The organism is Longimicrobium sp. (assembly GCA_036389135.1).
Lineage (GTDB): Bacteria > Gemmatimonadota > Gemmatimonadetes > Longimicrobiales > Longimicrobiaceae > Longimicrobium.
In genome coordinates, this window is sequence record DASVQP010000019.1 from 197,197 (window position 1) to 216,328 (window position 19,132).

Here is a 19,132-nt window from a genome sequence, read left to right on the forward strand (position 1 = left end):
CGAGAGCCGGCGTCTTCGGGCGCAGAGCACGGCTGATGCAACGTGAGTGCTCCCGCATTCCGGTGACTCTCCCATGAGCCGTTGACTACATCCGCTGGGTGAGCACCGCACCGATGGCGTCCGTTCGGCGACTACCTCCACAAGAGCAGAGTTCATGATCGGCATTCGCTGGAAGCTCCTGCTGCTGGCGCTCACCGTCGCTCCGGTTTCAGCCCAGGAGCGGCTGCCGGAGCGCCCCGCGCTTCCCCGGGGCGCGGATCCCAACTCATGGGAATCCTACTTCGACCTGGGGATGCGTCACATGCCCGGCATGCCTTCGCGAGCGGAGGCAGCATTCTACTGGGCGTCCCGGCTCGACCCCTCCCGAGCCGAGCCCCTGTACGCGAGATGGGCCGTATTTCACCTGCACGACCTCGGACGCTGGGAACGCTACCTGGATGACGACCCGCGCGTGCTCAGGCGCAGCGAGGTGCTGCGCGCGGATTCGCTGCGCTGGCACGCCTACCGGCGCAACCCTTTCGTGCACCGGGGCCTGGACCTGTTGCTGATCGACCAGCTGCCGGGGCGCTGGGGCGGCGATCGAGTCACGCAGGCGTGGATCGCGTACGGTGCGGGGAACTTTGCGCGCGCTGCCGAGGAGTTCGGCCGCATCGCGAACCGCAACCCGCGGTTCGCGTACTGGGCCGTGCTGGCGAATGTCTCCGCGAGCCGGTTCCCCGAAGCCACCCTCCACCTGGACTCGCTGCTGGCACGTGCCCGCAGGGAGGAGACCCGGCGCCTCGTGCGCCCCGACGAGTCCAAGGAGATGATCGAGTACGCCCTCGGGCTCCTGCACCGTGCCCGCAACAACAAGGCTGAAGCCGCGGCGGCGATGCAGCGGGCCCTGCTGGAAAACCTGGCGTTCTACCCGGCACGGGTGCAGCTGGGTGAGATGGCGCTCGAAGAAGGGCGCTTCGCCGAGGCCGTCGATGAGCTGGAGCAGGCGGCGGAGATCGCGCCAGATGACGGCTACCTGCAGTACCGGCTCGGGGCAGCGTTGCTGCTGGCCGGCAAGTCAGCCGAGGCGGTGAGCGCGTTGCGCAGCGCCAGCCGCCTGGAGCCATACTACGCCGCGGTCGACCTCCTCCTTGGCGCCGCCCTTGAGCGCGCCGGCGACACATCCGCCGCGAAGGAGGCGTACAGCCGATATCTCTTGCGCGCACCCCGAGATGCCAGGTTAGAGCGGGAGCGCGCGGAGCGGTGGCTGGCACAGCATCTGGGTGGCTCCTGACCCCGCGCCACTTCTTCGTATTTGGCCCATGAAGCAGCGCCACCTCCTCACCACGGCATTAGCATTGGCGTTGGCGATGCAAGCAGCGTTCGTCATTGCATACTATCGCGCAACGTCGGGCTGCTTCTGCGCAACCACCACCAACCGTCCCTTACCTGGACCTTTCGCAACCCGGACGTTCGAAGTCGGTTCCTCACCGCTGCGGCAGACGCTCGACGCGATGTCCTCGGACGTACCGTTTCAGATCGAGGGTGCGGTCGCGGCTCTGATCTTTGCGGCAATCAACGTAATTCCCTGGACCTCGGGTTTCTTCCTTCTGCTCCATGGCGTCGCACTGCCGTTCCGGATTTGCCGCGGCTCCGCGCCTGGAGAGGGAGCGGGGTTCACGGTCGGTGAGCTGCATCCTGTTCGGCCCTGGTGGATGGGAGGAGCGATGGCCCTGCTTGTAGTAGCGGGTCTCGCCATGGGTGCATGGGCTCGAAGGCGGTGGATCATATCCGCGCCACATCGACGGGGTGTGGAGCGTTCTGATGGGGCCGGCGTAACGCAGCCCTGGTGTTCGGCCAGCTCCTGCTACCAGGATTATCTTGTGCTGACCATGTGCGTCCATCGCCGGATTTGCGTTGGCGTTCTCGCGACGGCCGTCTTCGTCGTAGGCGGGGCTGCATGCGCAGAACAGCGCTCGCCTTCCAGGCGCGAGGAAGTTCCAGCGGATACAGCGAGGACGACTCCTGAGGCCACCTTTCGCGCCCAGCTCGGCCGCACGTGGGAGCTCACGCGGCTGGGCGATCAGGACATCCCCGTCTCTCGCAAAACCGGCATAGTACGACCGGGCAGGCATCCGGGTCCCGGCAGCCGGCCGACGCTCCGCTTTACCTCAGAGTCAGCCGCGGACATGACGGGAGACTCCAGATCGCTGCAGGCAGGGGGATGGAGCTTCTGCAACGGCTATGGGATGGCGTACGTGCTGGGGCCAGGTGACCAGCTTGGCTTCCGCCACTTCCAGAGCACGCTGGTCGGCTGCGATGGGCCGGATTCGCTCGAAACGCGATACTTCCGTGCGCTCGCCAACACGCGCCGCTTCAAGATGGATGCGGCGACGCTCACCCTGCTTGCCGGGGACGGTAGCCGCCTCACATTCGTTCCTGCTTCCGATTCGGCCACAAACCTGCCCCGATAGCTCCCGCAGCCCGGTTGGGATAAAGGACCGCCGTGAACTGTTTCTGAAGCTCCATGGCATCGAGGCACCTGCCGACGATCAGCTGGACCGATTGGCCGACCTCGCGGATCGCATTTCAGAATATCTGCGGCTCAGCGGGCAGACCTGACGTATTGCGCACTCGCGCGGCTCCGCAGATGTGCGCGATCATCAGCACGGCGCAGCGCGCGCAGGTGACGTGGTGGCGCGCTTCTCGTAGGCGAGCGCTAGTATCCTTGCTCCCGCTGGCCCTCTAGCCTGCCTGTCCAGCATGCACCTGCGGTACGACCTTCACGAGCACGGGTGGGCCACTGTCACCCTCCGCAAAGGCAGTACGAATGTATCCTTCCCGGCATCGTACATATCCGACCCGCTGAGGGACCTGGCGCTCCAGACGCTCGCGTTGTTGAGGAGCGAGCCGGTCGAACGGGTCGTGTTCATGGAGGAGCCGGGCCAGCACGACCTCCGGCTGGAACGGATCGGCCCCGAGGATGTGGATGTCTCGGTAGAGTGGCACGAGGATCACGATCGCCGCGCTTGCGGACGTGGGAAGGTGGTGTTCCGCGCCCGCACCTCCGTCCGGCGGTTCGCCGAGCAGGTGAGTGCCGAGCTGGAACGGCTCTGGTCCGAGCACGGAGCCGACGGATACCGGGCGCGGTGGATGTCGGACTTCCCAGAACGTGAGCACCGGAACCTGCACCGCCTGGTTCAGCCTTGAGCACGCGCTCGTGCAGGGTTGCACGCCCTCACTCCACACGCAATCGTATGGCTTCCTTCGCTCGTTCAGCGGTACTGGAGTGGACTGGTGACGTGGCGCGGGGGACCGGTCGAATCGCCGCTGGCTCCGGCACGTTCGAGGCCGGGGCGACGTTTCCGCGCATCGCCGGCGAGCCCGCGGGCGCGACGACGCCGGAGGAGCTGCTCGCCGCCGCGCACGCGACCTGCTTCGGGATCGGGCTGCGTTCCGTGCTCGCCCGGCGCGGCGGAACGGCGACAAGGGTGCGGGTGACGGCGACCGTCACGGCCGAGAAGGGCGGCGGCCGTATCCGGGTGGACGCCTCGCACCTGGAAGGCGTGGTGGAAGGGCTGGCCGGGGTAGAGCCGGCCGCACTGGACGAGATCGCGCGCGCGGCTGAGGAGGCGTGTACGATCTCGACCGTGATCCGCCCGACGGTCCAGGTTACCGTCCGCGTGCGGTCGGCATCCGCGTGACGACTGGCTGCAGCCGGCGCGCTGGACGCGCGGCGACGGTCAGGTCGGGCTATCGCCCCTTCGCGTTCCAGCTTCGTGTATTTCTGCTACTCACGGGGTAGACAAATGGAAAACGAGCAACGCGCAAAGCAGGTGAGCTTCGTCACCCTGGAGGACGGCGGCGACCTCATCGTTTCGTTCGCCATCTCTGCCGGGCAGCACGAAGTCCACAGTTTGACTCTGCTCCGCACTCCGAAGTACGAAGTCTTGCTGCCACCGTACGAACGCGGGGTGAGCGTTTCCTACGACGGGTTTCCGCCGTGCGACGACGCCTTCCTGGAACGAATCCGGTTTGTCCCTCCGTGTGTAGAGGTATACGCGACGGGTGCGAGCTATACGCTCGATGTGTCTGCCGTGGAGGAAGACGAGATCAAGCTCGCTCGCCGGATTCTGCAACGCATGAACTTCGACAGGCAATTTCTGCTCGAATTTAAATGAGAGGCGGTTCGCGCGTCGTGCGGGCGGTGCCACGCTCTGGTGTGTTTGGCTGCTGCGCATGCGCGCTGCCACGTGGCATCCAGCGACGCACGCTGCATAACGCCGCGTCAGGTTCGCCTGGATAGCGCTCGCCGCAGGCGCACGATGGGCTGGCACCAGCCTCATGCGCGATATCCGTCATCTCCCGCTCGCGTCTTCCCGCGCCACACATGATGATTCAGTACGAGGACCTGCTTAACCGCCTTCGGACCTCCGTGTCCGATGACGTCTCGGCAGGCGAGCCCGTGAGCGCCGACGAGATCGCCGAAGCGGAGCACCGCCTGCAGGTGAGCTTCCCGCGCAGCTACCGGCGTTTTCTCGAGGTGCTGGGAGCGCTCGACGTGCCGCCAGTCGAGGTATTCGGAGCCGGCGCCGCGGGAGTGTTTCCCGTGGTCGAGGAGTCGGTGCGGTGGCGCGACGAGGGAGTGGTTCCCGCTACAGCCGTGGTCATCGAGATCGACGGAGTGGAAGGAGATCCCGTCGGGTTCGTTCCGTCCGCGGACGGCGCCGAGCCCGCGATCGTGCGCTGGGAAGCGGTCGCGCTACGCCGATCGCCACGGATTTCGGTGACTACCTGTCGAATCTGGTGGGCGATCTGCTGCCGCAAGAAAGGGATGCTTCCGCCGGACGAATCTTCGATCCGCCCTGGGGCCAGCGCCGCGCCGGCGGCTCGTTGGAGGCGGATCGCAAGGAGGTGAAGGTGGCCTACACCCTGGTACAGCGGATCAAGTACGACGGCGTCTCACTCGCCCAGCTCGTCCGGGAGCTGAACTCCCGGCGCATACCGGCCCGCGGCCTGCCTGAATGGACGGTCGAGGCTGCCCGGGAGGCTTACGAGTCGTGGAAGGATCGCTACTGAGCATAGGCATCCAGAGCGGCTACACCCTGGACCTGGGCAGATGACGGAATTGAGGCGGGCGACCATCATCGCGGCCGTGGACGTTGAGGATGAGGTGGCCGCGGCAGAAGCGTGGTTCTCGCGCTGGCGCGCGCGGCTGACCTACTGTTCTGAGAACAAGGGCTGTGGCTGCTGTATCGAGATGTGGGACGTGGAAGGGCCGGCAGAAGCAATTGCTGAAATCCCGTCCCTCATCTCCGGGATGAGCGAGTGGAGTGAGCCCGCGCTCGTTGAGTTGCGGGCGCCAGAGCGCACCGAACGACCGCCACGGCGTGGTCAAAGGCGGCGGCAGAAGTACAAGTATCCACCACCAACGGGAGAGTAAGCACGCAACGGCGCACGAGCAGAGCCACTGGTTGGAGCCAGGCTTCGACGGCTCAGTCCCGCGCCACGGAGTTCGCGCGGTGCTTCCCTACTTTCCCGCCTATGGTTTCCGCAGGATCTTCTCCATTGCTTTGCCCTTTGCCAGTTCATCGATCAGCTTGTCCAGATAGCGGATTTCTCTCATGATGGGTTCTTCGACAGCCTCCACCCGGACGCCGCAGACCACGCCCTTTATCAAGGCGCGCGACGGATTCAGTCGAGACGCTTCCGCGAAGAAGGTCTCGAAGTCCGTTCGCTGTTCGAGCCGGGCCTCCAGCTCGTCCTGGCGGTATCCTGTCAGCCAGCGGATGATTTCATCGACTTCCGCTTTCGTACGCCCTTTTTTCTCCGCCTTTGCGATATAATGGGGATAGACGCTCGCGAAACTCGTAGTGTAGATGCGATGCCTGGTCATGACACACCCTTGCAGGCCATTGTAGCGGGTGAGATGAGAAGTCCAACGACTCCTGCATGTAGGGTGTAGCGAAGGCTCACGCATTCGCAACCCCGCTTTCGGAACGGGTCCGGCGCACTGCGACTGCCACCAGCCCTGGAATCGATCCCGCCGCTCACCCCGCGCCTTCCCTTTGTCACGCAACCAACTCGTCCCATGGCTCAGTTCCGATACGATCCCGACCGGTCGCTAGACCCGGAGTGGTGGCTCGCGCTGGACGAGCACGAGCGCATTCGTCTGGTCGAAGAGTACCACCGCAAGGCGCGTGTTCGCCTGCCGAATGCAACCGCCCATGCGGTTTTCCACGTGATCGTCGAGAACCAGGTTGCGCTCGGGTCCGAGATTCCCGTGGCGGCTACTCTCGCCCGGCTCATGAAAATGGGACTCGACCGGCACGATGCGCTTCACGCGATCAGTTCGGTGCTCGCGGCGCATATGCATCAGCTCTTCCAGGATGAACCTTCTTTGCCGGAGGATCCGAACGTCGCGTACTTCGCGGCGCTGGCCAAGTTGACTCCTCGGTCCTGGAGGGCACAGTTCGGCTGAGGTTGCAAACCCCCGCGCGTGGCGCCTGCACACGCCGCCGAAGCATGGACGAAGTCAAACGGCGGCCCGGAGTGATCCGGGCCGCCGTCTTCGGAGATTGATGAACCGCTTCCCGGGTCACCTCGTCGAGCGCGCGTCTTCCTCCGCGGCCGGGCGCTCAGACAGCCACACCGGATACCAGTTGGGACCGCGCGCGTGGGTGACGCGGGTGGGGCGGGTGCCGTCGGCGCGGGCGACGTAGACCTGGGCGGTGTCGCCGCGGGTGAGGGTGAACGCGAGGTAGCGGCCGTCGGGTGACCAGGTGGGATCGTCCAGCGAGCCCAGGCCGCGGGCGCGTACCTCGCCGCGGAAGCCGTTGGTGACGTCGCGGATCAGGATGCGCGACGGCTCGTTGCGCGTTCGGCGCACCCACGCGATCCCGAAGCCGCGCGGCGCCCACGCGGGGACGTCTTCCATCACGTGCGGGTCCACAGGCTCTTCGGAGAGGCGGCGTGGCTCGCGGCCGTCCGGGTAGCTCAGGTACACGCGGTCGCTGCCGTCGCGGTCGCTCAGGAAGGCGAGCAGCCCGCCGTCCGACGACCAGCGCACCGCCCACTCGTCGCGCGGGGTGCGGGTGATGCGCTCCTGCGCGCTTCCGTCGGGGCGCATGCGGTAGAGCTCCGACACGCTGTCGCGGCTGGAGCCGAAGACCACCCAGTCGCCACGCGGCGAGACGACCGGCCGGAAGTTGCCCTCCGGATCGTTCGTGAGCGGACGCACCCGCCCCGTGGCCCGGTCCAGGCGGTAGATGTCACGGTAGCCGTCGCGCGTGTTGCTCTCGTAGACCAGCCACTCGCCGCCCGGCCCCCAGCTCGGATTGCGCATCAGCGCGCCACGCGGGCCCAGCGGGCGAAGCGGACCGCTGCCGCCCGGCGCCACCCAGAAGCGCTCCACGCGGGTCGGTCCATCCCCCTCCAGCGAGATCACCAGGAGCTCTGAGCCGTCCGGGCGGACGGGGCCGGGGAAGTCCTGCTCCGCGCGCTGGGTCAGGCGCCGCTCGCCGCCGCCCGTGGGGCGCACGGAATACAGCTCCTTGTTCCCGTCGCGCTCGGCGATGAAGGCGATGCGCCCCGCGATGGAGTCGCGCTCGGCCAGCGAGAGCGTGTCCCCTGGATCGGCGGGGAGCAGGGCGGCGGGCGGCGGCGCGGCGGGCTGGCCGGGTACGGCCCCGGCGTCGGCACCGCATCCCGCGGCGCCCAGCACCAGGGCGCAGAACGCGAGGGGTCGGGAGAGGTTGGGCATTCGGCGTTCGTGAGAGGACTTCGCGGGACCCCCGGCACGTCGAGGAGAGGGTCGTCCCGCGTTGTGTATCGATGGAACTGCGCGGCCGGCCCGGACAGCCCGGGCCGGCCGCTCGTCTGCCTTGCTACTCGACCTTCACCGCGTCCGCGATCACCACGTACCCCTCGGTGGTCCAGCGGGAAAGCGAGACCCGGTTCCAGCCGGCCGAGAAGGAGTAGCTGCCCAGCGACTGCCAGGCGCCGCCGCCCGCCTGCTGGTTCGCCGAGCGCCGCCCGACTTCCGTGCCGCTGGCGTTGTACATGATGAACGGCGCGCTCGCCGAGCGGTTGGTGCCCGAGGTCCACCACGCGGACACGGCCTTGGTGGCCGCCGCCGGCAGGTAGAACTCGAAGTTCGCCGCATCGCTGATCGCGGCGGTGCTCGCGTAGTAGTAGCCCGAGCCGTAGTAGCCGGCCGTACCCGCGGACGAGATCCAGTTGGACGATGCCGAGAAGCGGGCCGTGGTGCCGCTCGTGCCGGCGTGGCTGTCCACGACGATGGCCGTGCCGCCCGTGGAGCCGCTCACGCACGTGTTGATCTTGCTCATGTAGTCCGCCCAGGGGAAGCCCTGGCCGGGGTCGTGCGCGCGGTTCACCGGGTCCGGCTGGTAGTGGCCGATGATGTGGTCGCGGTCACGGATGATGCCGCGGCTCTTGACGACGTCGCAGGTCAGCTTGACCGAGGTGTTGTACTGCACCGCCGGCCACGGGCCGTAGCCGTTGCTGCCGTACGAGAAGCCGCCGTGCTCGATGCCCACCGAACGCGGGTTGGTGGGGTAGCCCTGCCAGTACTTGCCCACGTGCCAGGCGGTGTTGTCCTCGTCCACCAGCTGGCGCACCTCGGTCACGCCGCCGCCGATGTCCGTCTGGCCCACCACGTAGTGCGCGGACACGCCGGACGACGGGTTCGTCAACCAGCTCCAGCAGCCGCTGTAGTTGCCGGCGCAGGTGTGGATCACCACCAGCGCGAGCGAGTAGGAGCGGCCCGCCGTGTAGTTGGGCGACGCGCTCCAGATGGCCGGGCCGTACTCGGTGGTGAGGCGCGGGCCGCCGATCGGCGGGGCCAGCGCGGCGCGCACGCCGGGGCGCGCGGCCAGGGTGGCGTGCGGCACGTCGGTCACGCCCTCGCGCAGGGCGCGGAAGACGCCGCTGTGCACGTACTCCGCCTGGGCCTCGTTGTTCGAGATGCCGCTGAAGCTCGCCACCGCCGGCGCCCAGGCGCCCAGGTCGGAGCCGGCCACGCGCAGCGCCTCGCCTTCGGCGCGCAGCAGCGCCGCGCCGGCGCGGATGCTGGACTCCACGTCCGTCTGCGCCGCCTCCAGGGTCACCCCGGCGAGCTGGGCGCCGCGCTCCAGCCGCTCGCCGCGAAGCGCGAAGATGCCGTACGCGGCCGGCATCCCCTCCAGGTCGCTGTGCTCGCCGCGGGCGAACTGCCAGCCGGTCTCGGTGAAGGCGACCGCCTTGAGCAGCTCCACCGGGACCGTGAACTCGCTCGCGGCGCGCGCGAACATGGGGTCGAGCCGGCCGGCGGTGGCCTCCGCCGGCTGCTCGGTCCTGGCCGAGCGGGTTGGGGCATCGCAGGCGGCCAGTGCCGCTGCGGCGCTGAGGACGACTGCCAGGGTACGCACGTTTCGCATGGGCTCCGTACGGGTGACGGGTTCCCCCGGGGGCACGGCTGTGTTGGGGTGGTGCCCTCACGTGCACACGGGAGGCCCGCAAACGGCTGGCGTCCGCGGGTTCGTCAACCGCCTGCATCGCATCTGGTTGCGCCGTATGCGGACGAACCGCACGCGCCGCGGCCCCTGCACCGGTTTGGAAGCTCTTGCACCAGATTGGTCCATCCAGCGCACGGCGGGAGCCCGCCGCCGCGTACGGAGTCCGGAGGTTTGCCGAGCCGGGAGTTACGGTGAGAACTCGAACACGGGGGCGACCTCTTCGCGAAAAACGACCACCCCGTCGAAGTGGGTGGACCAGTCGGCCGACGTGAACCCGCCAAAGAGCCGCGACGGTGCGCTGCCGATCCGGCGCAGCGCTCGCCGGTCGAGATAGGCCGAGGCAGCGCGCGTGCCGAGCGCACGGGCTTCCAACGAGCCCGGCGGCGCCTCCGGAAGCGCCTCGCTGGGCATTCGCGCCCTGGACGACCGCCCCGCGAGCGCGCTGAAGCCGATGACGGCAACGCGATCGCCCCACCGCTCGGCCAGCCAGGCGCCGAGCGGCTTGTGGGTCAGGCTCCCCTGCCGGCGTGCCGCGTGCACCGTCGCCGTCCAGACGATCCACTTGCTGCCGCGGGGCATGCGCCCGCTCTGCCAGACGAAGTTGCGGTACATCACCTCGTCACGGTTGCGCGCTTCGGCCGGGGCGAGCTGGCGGTGGAAGTAGCCGGCCAGGTTCTCGGCCATCACCTGCTCGGGCGTGCCGGTGCGGCGCATGGCGAGGGCGTCCGCGGCGGCGCGCGCGCAGCGGTGGAGGCGCACGCGCTCCGGCTCGTCGAACGGGTGCGCCGCGTCGTAGCGCCAGTACAGGTTCCTGGTGACCGCCTGCTCGCACTCGGCGCCTGACGATGCGGCCACCAGGCCCGGCAGCGTGGCGCGTGCGTACTCCGACGTCGCGCTCACCTGGTCGTCCAGACCGCCCAGCACCAGCGTGCCCGCGGCCGCGCGCCGGAACATCCACCGGCGCCAGTCCGCCAGCTCGCGCGTCCACCAGAAGCGGCCGATCGCATTGTCGACCTGCAGCGGCGTGGCCCGGCGCTGCGCCGCCGCCTGCTGTAAGCCGATGAAGTCGTAGATGGCTGCTTCAAAGAGCACCGCGTCGAAGCCGCACCGCTCGATCAGCCGCTGCGCGATGCGCGCCTTTGCCTGGAACCCGCGCGCCTCGCCGTGGCTGGGCAGCTCCCCCAGCACGACGATCTGCTTGTGGCATACCGCCTCCACCACGCGTGCCTCCGGCGTGGACGATGCGCCCGACTGCGCCGAGGCTGGCGCCACGAACAGGCATTGCAGCGCCAGCAGCGCGAGGAGTCGCCGTGTGTGCCAGGTGCGGATCGGTTTGGTGGGTGGCATCGAGTTACGCTAAGTGCGTGGGTGCGTGACGTTCATCATCCAGGTTCCGGGCACGCGGGCTCGCATCGGATATGCCGCGCCGGCGAGATATGACGAACGTGAGGTGCAGCGTCTGACATCCCACCGGTTGCGAGAGCCCGTACCCCGGTTATCATGTTCCTGCTCCCCAGGGCGCCGACGCACAGCGCCGAGCACAAGGAAGTGGGTGCCTTTGCCCCTGAAGCAGTGAGGAATCCGCCGATGCCGGACGGGTACAAGCGATCCATGGAGCGCCGGATCGCATGGGAGGAGGCGCGGTCGCCCGGCTTCCCCGGTCTCGCGACGTGATGGGGATGTGGCCGAGGCCGTCGCCGTTCACGCTTGTGCAGCACGGCATCGCACTTCTGCTGGCGGCGGCCGCCTGCGATCAGCCGCGGAGGGGCCCCGCAACGGTCGAAGCGCCGCGGGCGGCAGAGCCACGCCCTGCGTCGTTCGTAACGGTGTTGAACCGGCCCGACGAGCGGACGCTGCGCATCCGGCTGAGCGCCCCGGCCGGCCATCCGCTCTACCTGGACAACTGCAATGGCGCGTTCCCCTGGGGGCTGGAGCATCGCCCTGAGGGTGTTTGGACCAGCGCCTGGATCGTGGCCACCGACGCCTGCCACTCTCCGCCGATCGTGATCCCGCCGGGCGAGACCCGCACGTTCCAGGCGGGAATCGGCGTGGGGGAGCACATCGAGGAGGGCACCTACCGTGTAATCGTCTACGGCCTGCGTACCGGCCCCTCCACCCCCGAGCGCGCGGCAAGGACGGAGGTTCCACACGGGATGCGCGTGTCCGAGCCGTTCCCCTTGGGCCCGCTCACCGGACCGCGCTGAGCAGCCCCGGAAGTGCACGGAAGCCGCCGCGAGATGCACGCGGGGGCTCCGTCTGATAGCAGCCAATACTCACCCGTCTCAGTTGTCGCCCAGACTCACGCCACCAAGCGACATGAGCCGCGGATCGAACTCGAACGGCTGCCGGTGCACGACCCGAATGCGCGCCGCGTCAGGGTGGTTCGGGTTGAGGATCGCGTTGTACTCGTCTGGCACGACGGCGGACGGCACCCAGAGCACCGCCTCATTCATCCCGCGCAGCCACTCGTCACCGGCGTCCAGGCAGAACGACGATCCGATCGCCCTCCAGTCGGCCGGGAAGGTGTCAGCGGCGAGAGTCTCGCTTGGGATGTCGTCCGGTATCTCAACCGTGAAGAGCTGGGGATCGCGTGGTACGCGCCGCGGCTGAAGGTGAACCAGCATTTCCAGGACCGACAGGGCTCGGCTGCTCGCGGTGTACACCGCCGGGAGTCCCGGACGATTCCACCGTCCGCCGTAGAGCCGAGCGCCCTCACCGCTCAGGTCGCCGTACGGGGAGCGTGCGATCCGATACGACCGAGCGGGCATCAGGTAAAGATGCCGTGATCGATCCGTCCCAGGATCTGCTCCACGAGCACGGCCCCCTCGCCCGTGCGCAGCAGTGAGAGCGGCGTCGCACCGCCCAGTGCCCCGTTCGGGTCCCGCAGCCACCCCCGAGCGTCGTCCTCATCTCCAAAAGTCTCGAATGCGCGCGCGCTGACCCGGACGATCCGCGCCAGACGGTCCGATTCCTCCAGCGTCAGGTGCTGCTCCCGCTGCTTCCTGTGCGACAGGGTGCGGCGCGGGATGACGAGGTCCTCCGCCTCCTCACGGCTGAGGACACCCGCCTCGATCACCGCATCGACACTCTGCGTCGGGAAGCCGCTTTCGAGAACCCCCACCCACTCGAGCGGCGTCTTCACCCTGGTGCCGACCACGGCAGAGCCCCCGAGCATTTCCATATACGTCATCACCGCCATCGCCCCTCCTAGTTGGCAAACCTGCTCAACTATCGCGGCATCTTGCCCGCTTTGCAAGATAAGGCTCCGCTCCGTGGCCCGATAAACGTGAGGGCCCTTACACCGCCAGCCCATCCGCGATGGCGGCGATCTCTTCGGCCTCGCGCCAGGCGGCTTTCAGGGCGTGCAGCTCGCCCTCCAGCGCGCGGCGCTCCTGCTCTTCGTGAAGGGCCATCTCCAGCGCCAGGGAGCCGGGAGCGTCCAGCTTCTTCGCGTTGAAGGGCCGGTCGCGCCGCTCTCCGCGCAGCCAGCCGGCGACCTCGCGCAGTTTCCGGCGGCGGAAGCCGAAATCGGGGACGTTCAGACCAACCAGCCGGGCCGCGGTCGTGCGCAGGTACTCTTCGGACGAGCCGGTCTCCGTCAGCTTTCCCAGCGATTGCTCCACCCTGGACGCGGATGCGCCGCTCGAGTTCGCGTCCAGGACGGCGCGGGAGAGCACGCGCCGCGCGTTCTCGCCGCGAAGGAGGAGCGAGGGGACGTGCCAGTGCTTGCCGTCGCGCTCGGCGGGAAGGATGCCCGGGATGTGGAGCGCGAGGTCGCCGTCGTCGTCCGGCTGGAGCCAGGAGCGGGAGAGATCGCTGCGGCGGATGATGATGGGCTGGCCGGCCGGGGAGCGCTCGGCCGGGATCCGGTGCACCACCTGGAGCCCCCTTGCCACTTGCGCCCCCATGACGCCCAGGTACACCCAGGGAGCGGCGAGCCCGGCCGCGTGCACCACCAGCGAGGCCGCCGTGTTCGTCCAGCGCCGGCGCTGGAGCTCGCGGCCATACCTCCACGCCGCGACCTCGCCCGCGAGCGCCCTGCCCACGCGGATCAGCTGCGTACCGTCGGAAAGGCGCGCCAGCCCCACGTTCTCAGACTGCACGCGCAGCCGCGCATCCACAAAGGATCGCTCCGCCGCCTCCACCGGCTCCCAGCGCTCCTCCAGCGGCGCCAGGTTCCAGCGCGCGCACTTCGGGCAGACGGCCCACAGCCGCCCGCGCGCCGCATCGAACGCGATCGTGCGCCCGACGGGGAACCCCTCGACGGCCTCGTTCTGGCCCAGATCGGCCGTGCAGTAGATGCAGGTGCGGTACACGGGCGTGCGGTGGGTGGCGGTTCAGAGGGGTGGGACCACGCCGTTATTGCCCGGCGCGGGAGGGCGTCGCCGTGGGCGTGGAAGTCGGCCGGCTGCGGGGGTGAGGATCACTGGCCGCGGCCCCGCCTGCTGGATGACAGCGACCAAAGTTTTCACCGTTATGAGCCAAATTTCGAACTCCCCGTTCCTATGATGCTGGTGGAGCGCACGTTTGGGCAAGACTTCACACCCGACGCCGGACACATCAAGACTGTCTCCAGGTGATTGATCGTCACAGTAAAAAGAAACCCTAGCCATGTTTTGCCCCTGCTACCGTAGCACATTGCGAAACTCGCTCTCAGCGGCGCAACTTGGTAACGGGTAAGGAGTTGCGGCGATAACAGGCACCCTTCTTTTCGTACCGGCATGGAGACGGAGGCGTCAATGTCTTGCCCTGAACTAAGGTTGTGCATACCATTCGAATGACCTTGCACCCACCTGCGCCCCTCCCCGGTTGTCCTTTAAAGTCACGCGTTTCCAATCCTGGTGTCTGCTGTTGGCGCTCGCCGGCGCCGCGGGGGGCATCGCGAGTGCCTACCGGCCCAGCCCCCACGCACCCGCGCGGCACCCCACCGGGAGCTGGGGACGCATCCAGTCGCAGATCCTGGACGGCCGCTGCACGACATGCCATACCGCGAACGGTTCGGCCGTGGCGCAATCGGGCCTGGTGCTGGACGGCGACGCGGCGTACGAGCAGCTCGTGGGAGCGAAGCCACGCGGCACCGCGGCCCGTGCCGACGGGCTGCTGCGCGTGCTGGCGGGAAGGCCCGAGCGCAGCCTGCTTCACCACAAGCTGGTGTGGAACGCCGGCCATCACGCGCACGGCTACGGCGCCCCGATGCCGCTGGGCGGCGAGCCGCTCAGCCGCGGAGAGGTGGAGTTCGTGCGCCGCTGGATCGCGGCGGGGGCTCCGCGCGTGGGCGAGGTCGCGGACACCCTCCTGCTCCGCGACCATACTCCGCAGGGTACGACGCGCTGGAGCCCGCTCGCTCCCCCCGCGCGGGGCGTGCAGCTTCGCATCGCGCCCTTCCAGGTGTGGCAGACCGCGGAGCGCGAGATCTTTGTGCGCCGTCGCGTGGGGAACCGCGAGCCGCTGTACGTCAACCGCGTGGAGGTCCAGATGCGCACCGGCAGCCACCACGTCCTGGTGCACACGTTTCGAGACGAGGCCGCGGTGCTTCCCCCGTTCGGCGTCGTGCGTGACCTGCGCGCGCCCGCGGAAGCCGGGGTCACGACGAGGGCGGCGTACGGCGTGAACCGCGTGCTGTTCGGCCGGACGATGGCGAACCACGTTTTCTTCACCGGCTCGATGGCGCCCTATACGGACATCCGCTTCCCGGCGGGGGTGGCGCTCCGCCTTCCCGCGGGCGCGACGGTGGACCTGAACACGCACTACACGCGCGCCACCCGCCCTGGCTCGGTGGGCGAAGCCCAGATAAACCTGCACGAGGTCGATTCCGCCCGGGTGCGTCACGTGGCACGCGTCATCGACTGGCAGAACCGCGACCTGGCGCTCCCGCCGCGCCAACGCACCACCGTGTCGAAGACCTTCATCACGCCCACCGCCATGCGCGTGTTCATGCTCACCTCGCACATGCACAAGCGCGGCGAGCGGTTCGTGATCCGCGTTCGTGGAGGGGCACGCGACGGTGAAGAAGTCTATCGCAACGAGACGTGGGCCCATCCCGCGATCACCAGCTACGAAGTGCCCATCTCGCTCGCGCCCGGCGAAGGGCTCACGTCGGAGATCACGTACAACAACGATACCGACCGCACGATCCGGCTCGGCATGACCTCCGAGGACGAAATGGGGATCATCTTTGGCTACTGGTACTGAGCTTCCGCGGAGGCGCGCCGCGCTTCGCCCCGCGCGCGCGGCGTCCGGGGCGCGGATGAGGATCATGCACGTGATCCCCACCGTGGGTGTGGGCGGTGCCGAGCAGGTCACCCTCTCGCTGGCGCAGCACGCGGCGGCCGCCGGGCACGACGTCTCGCTCGTGGTGAGCTTCCGCGTGGACGCGCCCTGCCGCGAGGCCGAAAGCCTCCACCCGGGCGTGCGGGTGGAGTACGTGAACGCCGCTGCCGGGTTCGTCCTGCTCCGCTACGTGCGCGCGCTCGGCTGGGCGTGGCGCAACCGGTCTCGCCTGGCCGGGCTGGACGTGGTGCACGGGCACCTCACCTACGGGGCGTTCGTGTGCCTCGCGATACGGACGGTGCTCGGGCTGCGCTCCAGGCGTCCAACGCTGGTGAACACCTGGCACGGGGTGGGGGGCGTGACGGGGTGGAAGCGGTGGGCCAACGCGCGCCTGGCCGCCTGCGCGGACGGGCTGGCGCTGGTGGCGAGCGAACCGTTCTGGGAGCGGTTCCGCGCGACGCACCGGGCTCTCCACGTCCGCACGATCTTCAACGGAAGCGCAAGGAGGACCGAACCGGTTTCCCCCGCAGCGCGGGCCGCGTACCGCGGGCAGCTCGGGATTCCCGAAGAGTGCCCGCTGGTGGTGGGTACGGTCAGCCGGCTGCACGCGGAGCGCCGGCCCTGGCTGTTCGTGGAGGTCGCCGCCCGCATCGCGGCCATCCTGGGCGACCGGGTGCACTTCGTACTGGCGGGGGACGGGCCGCACGCCGCCCAGGTGCACGCGTCCATCGCCTCGCACGGCCTGCAGGGCCGGGTGCACGTGACCGGACCGCTGGAATCGCCGAGCCTTCCGCTCTCCGTCATGAGCCTGTACCTCACGGCATCCGCGGGCTCCATGCCCGGCATCGCCGCGCTGGAGGCGGTGCTCGCGGGGGTGCCGGCGCTCGCGTTCCAGGCGGTTCCGGGGTACGAGGCCACGCCCGCGGACTGGATCTGGTCCACCCACGAGCCTCACGCACTCGCGCAGAAAGCGGCGGTGCTGTTGAGGGATCCGGATGCGATGCGGGCGCTTGGAGCCCGCCAGGAGCAGCACGCACGGGCGAACCACTCCGTGCAGATCATGGCGGAGGCGTACTACGACTTCTACAGCGCCACCGTAGCGGCACGGAGTGGAGCGTGGTCCCTGCGCCCCTCTCTGGCGGGATCTTCGCCGGACGGCGGCGCTCGCGAGGGTGTCAGAGCGGCGACACCACTCCGTTCCTGATGGTCCAGCGCGGCAGGGTGTCGCCGTGCACGTGGAAGTCGGTGGGCTTGGGGGAGGTGAGGATCACCTGGCCGCCCTCCTCGCTCTCGATCCAGTCCACGATGCGCTGAGAGCGGCCGGGGTCGAGCTCGGCGAAGACGTCGTCCAGCAGGATGACGGACTCGCGGCCGCGCGTCTCGCGGATCGTCTCCGCCTCCACCATGCGCAGCGCGATGGCGGCGGTGCGCTGCTGCCCTCCCGAGCCGTAGGTGCGCAGCTCCAGCAGCGTGCCATCCGCCGCGTGCGTGGCGAAGCGCAGGTCGTCGCGGTGCGGGCCGGCCAGCGTCATCCCGCGGCGCTGCTCGCGCTCGGCCACGCGCTCCAGCTTCTCGCGGAACGCCGCCGCGATGCCGGCGACGGTGGGCGTATCCTCCCCCAGATCTACGGAGGGGACAAGGGCGAGCGTGCCGGGCTGCCCGCCGGCGACGCGGGCGTAGTGCGCGGCGAAGCTGGCGGCCCGGTCCGCCACCCAGCGGGCGCGCGCCTCCAGCACGCGGCTCCCGGCGGCGACCAGCGGGTCGTTCCACGCCTCCACCAGCGCGGGCGGGCTCGCCTGGCGAAGCAGGGTGTTGCGCTGAAAGAGCGCCTGCCGGTACCGCTGGAGCGCGCCCAGGTAGCCCGGCTCCGCCAGCGACAGCACGATGTCCAGGAAGCGCCTCCGCTCCCCCGGCCCGCCGGCGACGATCTCCACGTCGGACGGCGAAAAGATCACGGCGCCCACCTTTCCGAGCGCATCCCCCAGCCGCTCCGGCTCGGCGCCGCCGACGGTCACCTTCTTCTTCTTGCGGCGGCGCTCGAAGGCGGCGGCCAGGGTGCGCTCGCTCCCCTCGTCGCCGCGCAGCGTGCCCTCCACGCGGAACACCTCCTCGCCGAAGCGCACGAGCTGCTCGTCCGGCGCGCCGCGAAAGGAGCGAAAGATCTCCAGGTAGTAGACGGCCTCCAGCAGGTTCGTCTTCCCCTGCCCGTTGTCGCCCACGATGGCGACTCCCTGCGGCGGGATTTCGAGCACCTGCTCCGCGAAGTTGCGGTAGTTGCGGAGGTGGAGGCGGGCGAGGTGCATGATTGGGCGGTGGCGAGTGAACTCGCGGCAACGACAGCACAAAGTCCGCCTTCGAGGACTCGGGGGCGAGATCCGCGCAGGTGGTCCGACTCTGGCGCGGCGGGAAGTCGCATATCGGTCGTAGGGGCGTGATTCATCACGCCCGCCCTCTCCCTACCTCGATGCCCGTGACGCGCGCACAAATCCCGTAGGGGCAGCCCCACGTGGCTGCCCGTGTTTCGTCACGCGCCGCAGGCCGCTTCCAGGAGCTCACGCATGCGGCAGCGCGTTCCCGTTCTTTCTGTCATCCTGAGCGGCGCGCTTCTCCGTCCTTACCTGTGCTCCGGAGCTTGGCACGGAGCGAAGGAACTACTGCGCGTCTCGAGGGGCTCGTCGGCACCGGCCGTCGTCTTGCCTCGCCGGCTAGATCCTTCGGTCGCCGCAGGAGTGCGGAGCGCACGGCGGATATGGGCGGGGCGGCTCTCTCGGGATGACAAAGGTAAGGAACGGCTTCAGGGCGCATCGAACAGGTCGGGCGCGGCGGCTCGCTCAGGAGGACAGAGGAAGCGTTCGTGGTCGAGGAGCCAGCGCTTGATCGCGCTTCCAGGGCCATCGGGGCCGGCACCCATGAAGCCGCCGATGCCGCCTTTCGCGTCGAGCACGCGGTGGCAGGGGACGACGATGGGGATGGGGTTGCGGCGATTGGCCTGGCCAACCGCCTGCGAGCCGCGCGGCACCCCGATCGTCGCCGCTACGTCACGATACGAGCAGGTGCGGCCGAAGGGGATCGCGCGCAGGGCTTCCCACACGCGCTGCTGGAAGTCCGTACCCTCGGCCGCGAGCGGAAGGTCGAAGTCGCGGCGCGTGCCGGCGAAGTACTCGCGCAGCTGCCTCGCGGCCTCCCAGCCGAGCGCATCTTCGCGCGTGGGCTCCACGCGGGTGCCGGCCGGCGGATGCTTCCCCTGCTCCCAGAAGTGCACGGCGTGCACCGCCGTCCCATCGTGCTCCACCAGCAACGGCCCCACCGGCGACGCCAGCAGCAGCCGGTGGAGCGTGGGCGGCGGCCGCACTCGCTTCATCATCGCACTC

At 69.0% G+C, this 19,132-nt stretch carries 21 protein-coding genes; 12 read left to right on the plus strand and 9 right to left on the minus strand.

The window, feature by feature from the left end; all coding sequences use genetic code 11:
- Positions 1–154 precede the first annotated feature (154 nt).
- The 8 genes from VF584_04350 (at position 155) to VF584_04385 (ending at position 5,419) form a co-directional block, all read left to right on the plus strand.
- Entirely contained in the window at positions 155–1,270 is a 1,116-nt protein-coding gene (locus VF584_04350) for a tetratricopeptide repeat protein (GenBank protein ID HEX8209399.1), read from the plus strand.
- A gap of 598 nt (positions 1,271–1,868) precedes the next feature.
- The gene (locus VF584_04355; protein ID HEX8209400.1) at positions 1,869–2,450 is read left to right on the plus strand and encodes an META domain-containing protein; all 582 of its coding nucleotides are present in this window, start codon (positions 1,869–1,871) and stop codon (positions 2,448–2,450) included.
- A gap of 289 nt (positions 2,451–2,739) precedes the next feature.
- The gene (locus VF584_04360; protein ID HEX8209401.1) at positions 2,740–3,186 is read left to right on the plus strand and encodes a hypothetical protein; all 447 of its coding nucleotides are present in this window, start codon (positions 2,740–2,742) and stop codon (positions 3,184–3,186) included.
- A gap of 47 nt (positions 3,187–3,233) precedes the next feature.
- Positions 3,234–3,680, plus strand: coding sequence for an OsmC family peroxiredoxin (locus tag VF584_04365; GenBank protein ID HEX8209402.1), 447 nt, complete (start codon positions 3,234–3,236; stop codon positions 3,678–3,680).
- Positions 3,681–3,785: 105 nt separating this feature from the next.
- Positions 3,786–4,157: a hypothetical protein gene (locus tag VF584_04370; protein ID HEX8209403.1), complete on the plus strand. Its 372-nt coding sequence runs from the start codon at positions 3,786–3,788 to the stop codon at positions 4,155–4,157.
- A 209-nt stretch (positions 4,158–4,366) separates the two neighbouring features.
- A complete protein-coding gene (locus VF584_04375) occupies positions 4,367–4,894 on the plus strand; it encodes an SMI1/KNR4 family protein (GenBank protein HEX8209404.1) in 528 nt (175 codons plus the stop codon).
- Positions 4,895–4,896: 2 nt separating this feature from the next.
- Entirely contained in the window at positions 4,897–5,055 is a 159-nt protein-coding gene (locus tag VF584_04380) for a hypothetical protein (protein ID HEX8209405.1), read from the plus strand.
- Positions 5,056–5,095: 40 nt separating this feature from the next.
- Complete coding sequence (locus tag VF584_04385; GenBank protein ID HEX8209406.1) at positions 5,096–5,419, plus strand: hypothetical protein; 324 nt, start codon at positions 5,096–5,098, stop codon at positions 5,417–5,419.
- 99 nt (positions 5,420–5,518) lie between these two features.
- Here the strand turns inward: VF584_04385 and VF584_04390 are convergent, their stop codons facing one another.
- A complete protein-coding gene (locus VF584_04390; GenBank protein HEX8209407.1) occupies positions 5,519–5,872 on the minus strand; it encodes a DUF2200 domain-containing protein in 354 nt (117 codons plus the stop codon).
- Between the two features lie 195 nt (positions 5,873–6,067).
- Between VF584_04390 and VF584_04395 the strand changes: the two genes are divergently transcribed.
- Positions 6,068–6,457: a hypothetical protein gene (locus tag VF584_04395; GenBank protein ID HEX8209408.1), complete on the plus strand. Its 390-nt coding sequence runs from the start codon at positions 6,068–6,070 to the stop codon at positions 6,455–6,457.
- 117 nt (positions 6,458–6,574) lie between these two features.
- Here the strand turns inward: VF584_04395 and VF584_04400 are convergent, their stop codons facing one another.
- From VF584_04400 to VF584_04410, 3 genes are all read right to left on the minus strand, one after another.
- Positions 6,575–7,738 carry a hypothetical protein gene (locus VF584_04400; protein HEX8209409.1) on the minus strand — a complete coding sequence of 388 codons (1,164 nt, stop codon included), beginning with the start codon at positions 7,736–7,738 and terminating at the stop codon, positions 6,575–6,577.
- A 124-nt stretch (positions 7,739–7,862) separates the two neighbouring features.
- On the minus strand, positions 7,863–9,413 hold the full coding sequence (locus VF584_04405) for an N-acetylmuramoyl-L-alanine amidase (GenBank protein ID HEX8209410.1): 1,551 nt from the start codon (positions 9,411–9,413) through the stop codon (positions 7,863–7,865).
- A 264-nt stretch (positions 9,414–9,677) separates the two neighbouring features.
- Positions 9,678–10,838, minus strand: coding sequence for an erythromycin esterase family protein (locus VF584_04410; GenBank protein ID HEX8209411.1), 1,161 nt, complete (start codon positions 10,836–10,838; stop codon positions 9,678–9,680).
- A 482-nt stretch (positions 10,839–11,320) separates the two neighbouring features.
- On the opposite strand from VF584_04410, the gene VF584_04415 reads away from it, so the two are divergent.
- On the plus strand, positions 11,321–11,695 hold the full coding sequence (locus tag VF584_04415) for a hypothetical protein (GenBank protein ID HEX8209412.1): 375 nt from the start codon (positions 11,321–11,323) through the stop codon (positions 11,693–11,695).
- 78 nt (positions 11,696–11,773) lie between these two features.
- On the opposite strand, the gene VF584_04420 is transcribed toward VF584_04415, so the two are convergent.
- From VF584_04420 to VF584_04430, 3 genes are all read right to left on the minus strand, one after another.
- Positions 11,774–12,259 (minus strand): RES family NAD+ phosphorylase, encoded by a 486-nt coding sequence (locus VF584_04420; protein ID HEX8209413.1) that lies wholly within the window; start codon positions 12,257–12,259, stop codon positions 11,774–11,776.
- Positions 12,259–12,690, minus strand: coding sequence for an antitoxin Xre/MbcA/ParS toxin-binding domain-containing protein (locus VF584_04425; GenBank protein HEX8209414.1), 432 nt, complete (start codon positions 12,688–12,690; stop codon positions 12,259–12,261). Before VF584_04425 ends, VF584_04420 begins: the two co-directional genes overlap by 1 nt.
- 97 nt (positions 12,691–12,787) lie before the next feature.
- On the minus strand, positions 12,788–13,807 hold the full coding sequence (locus VF584_04430; protein ID HEX8209415.1) for a hypothetical protein: 1,020 nt from the start codon (positions 13,805–13,807) through the stop codon (positions 12,788–12,790).
- Positions 13,808–14,495: 688 nt separating this feature from the next.
- Here VF584_04430 and VF584_04435 point away from each other — a divergent pair.
- Both VF584_04435 and VF584_04440 read left to right on the plus strand, forming a co-directional pair.
- Positions 14,496–15,683: a hypothetical protein gene (locus VF584_04435; protein HEX8209416.1), complete on the plus strand. Its 1,188-nt coding sequence runs from the start codon at positions 14,496–14,498 to the stop codon at positions 15,681–15,683.
- Between the two features lie 64 nt (positions 15,684–15,747).
- On the plus strand, positions 15,748–16,965 hold the full coding sequence (locus tag VF584_04440; protein HEX8209417.1) for a glycosyltransferase: 1,218 nt from the start codon (positions 15,748–15,750) through the stop codon (positions 16,963–16,965).
- Here VF584_04440 and VF584_04445 read toward each other — a convergent pair.
- A complete protein-coding gene (locus tag VF584_04445; protein HEX8209418.1) occupies positions 16,937–18,064 on the minus strand; it encodes a DNA replication/repair protein RecF in 1,128 nt (375 codons plus the stop codon). The two genes, VF584_04440 and VF584_04445, sit on opposite strands and share 29 nt — an antisense overlap.
- Positions 18,065–18,555: 491 nt before the next feature.
- Complete coding sequence (locus tag VF584_04450; protein HEX8209419.1) at positions 18,556–19,125, minus strand: methylated-DNA--[protein]-cysteine S-methyltransferase; 570 nt, start codon at positions 19,123–19,125, stop codon at positions 18,556–18,558.
- Between the last annotated feature and the right edge of the window lie 7 nt (positions 19,126–19,132).

Bases quoted from the DNA above. Each gene is read 5' to 3' on its own strand.
- VF584_04385 (HEX8209406.1), top strand. From the start codon at position 5,096: ATGACGGAATTGAGGCGGGCGACCATCATCGCGGCCGTGGACGTTGAG.
- VF584_04400 (HEX8209409.1), bottom strand. From the start codon at position 7,738: ATGCCCAACCTCTCCCGACCCCTCGCGTTCTGCGCCCTGGTGCTGGGC.
- VF584_04410 (HEX8209411.1), bottom strand. From the start codon at position 10,838: ATGCCACCCACCAAACCGATCCGCACCTGGCACACACGGCGACTCCTC.
- VF584_04450 (HEX8209419.1), bottom strand. From the start codon at position 19,125: ATGATGAAGCGAGTGCGGCCGCCGCCCACGCTCCACCGGCTGCTGCTG.
- VF584_04355 (HEX8209400.1), top strand. From the start codon at position 1,869: ATGTGCGTCCATCGCCGGATTTGCGTTGGCGTTCTCGCGACGGCCGTC.
- VF584_04420 (HEX8209413.1), bottom strand. From the start codon at position 12,259: ATGCCCGCTCGGTCGTATCGGATCGCACGCTCCCCGTACGGCGACCTG.
- VF584_04370 (HEX8209403.1), top strand. From the start codon at position 3,786: ATGGAAAACGAGCAACGCGCAAAGCAGGTGAGCTTCGTCACCCTGGAG.
- VF584_04350 (HEX8209399.1), top strand. From the start codon at position 155: ATGATCGGCATTCGCTGGAAGCTCCTGCTGCTGGCGCTCACCGTCGCT.
- VF584_04440 (HEX8209417.1), top strand. From the start codon at position 15,748: ATGCACGTGATCCCCACCGTGGGTGTGGGCGGTGCCGAGCAGGTCACC.
- VF584_04425 (HEX8209414.1), bottom strand. From the start codon at position 12,690: ATGGCGGTGATGACGTATATGGAAATGCTCGGGGGCTCTGCCGTGGTC.
- VF584_04395 (HEX8209408.1), top strand. From the start codon at position 6,068: ATGGCTCAGTTCCGATACGATCCCGACCGGTCGCTAGACCCGGAGTGG.
- VF584_04365 (HEX8209402.1), top strand. From the start codon at position 3,234: ATGGCTTCCTTCGCTCGTTCAGCGGTACTGGAGTGGACTGGTGACGTG.
- VF584_04360 (HEX8209401.1), top strand. From the start codon at position 2,740: ATGCACCTGCGGTACGACCTTCACGAGCACGGGTGGGCCACTGTCACC.
- VF584_04375 (HEX8209404.1), top strand. From the start codon at position 4,367: ATGATGATTCAGTACGAGGACCTGCTTAACCGCCTTCGGACCTCCGTG.
- VF584_04405 (HEX8209410.1), bottom strand. From the start codon at position 9,413: ATGCGAAACGTGCGTACCCTGGCAGTCGTCCTCAGCGCCGCAGCGGCA.
- VF584_04390 (HEX8209407.1), bottom strand. From the start codon at position 5,872: ATGACCAGGCATCGCATCTACACTACGAGTTTCGCGAGCGTCTATCCC.
- VF584_04445 (HEX8209418.1), bottom strand. From the start codon at position 18,064: ATGCACCTCGCCCGCCTCCACCTCCGCAACTACCGCAACTTCGCGGAG.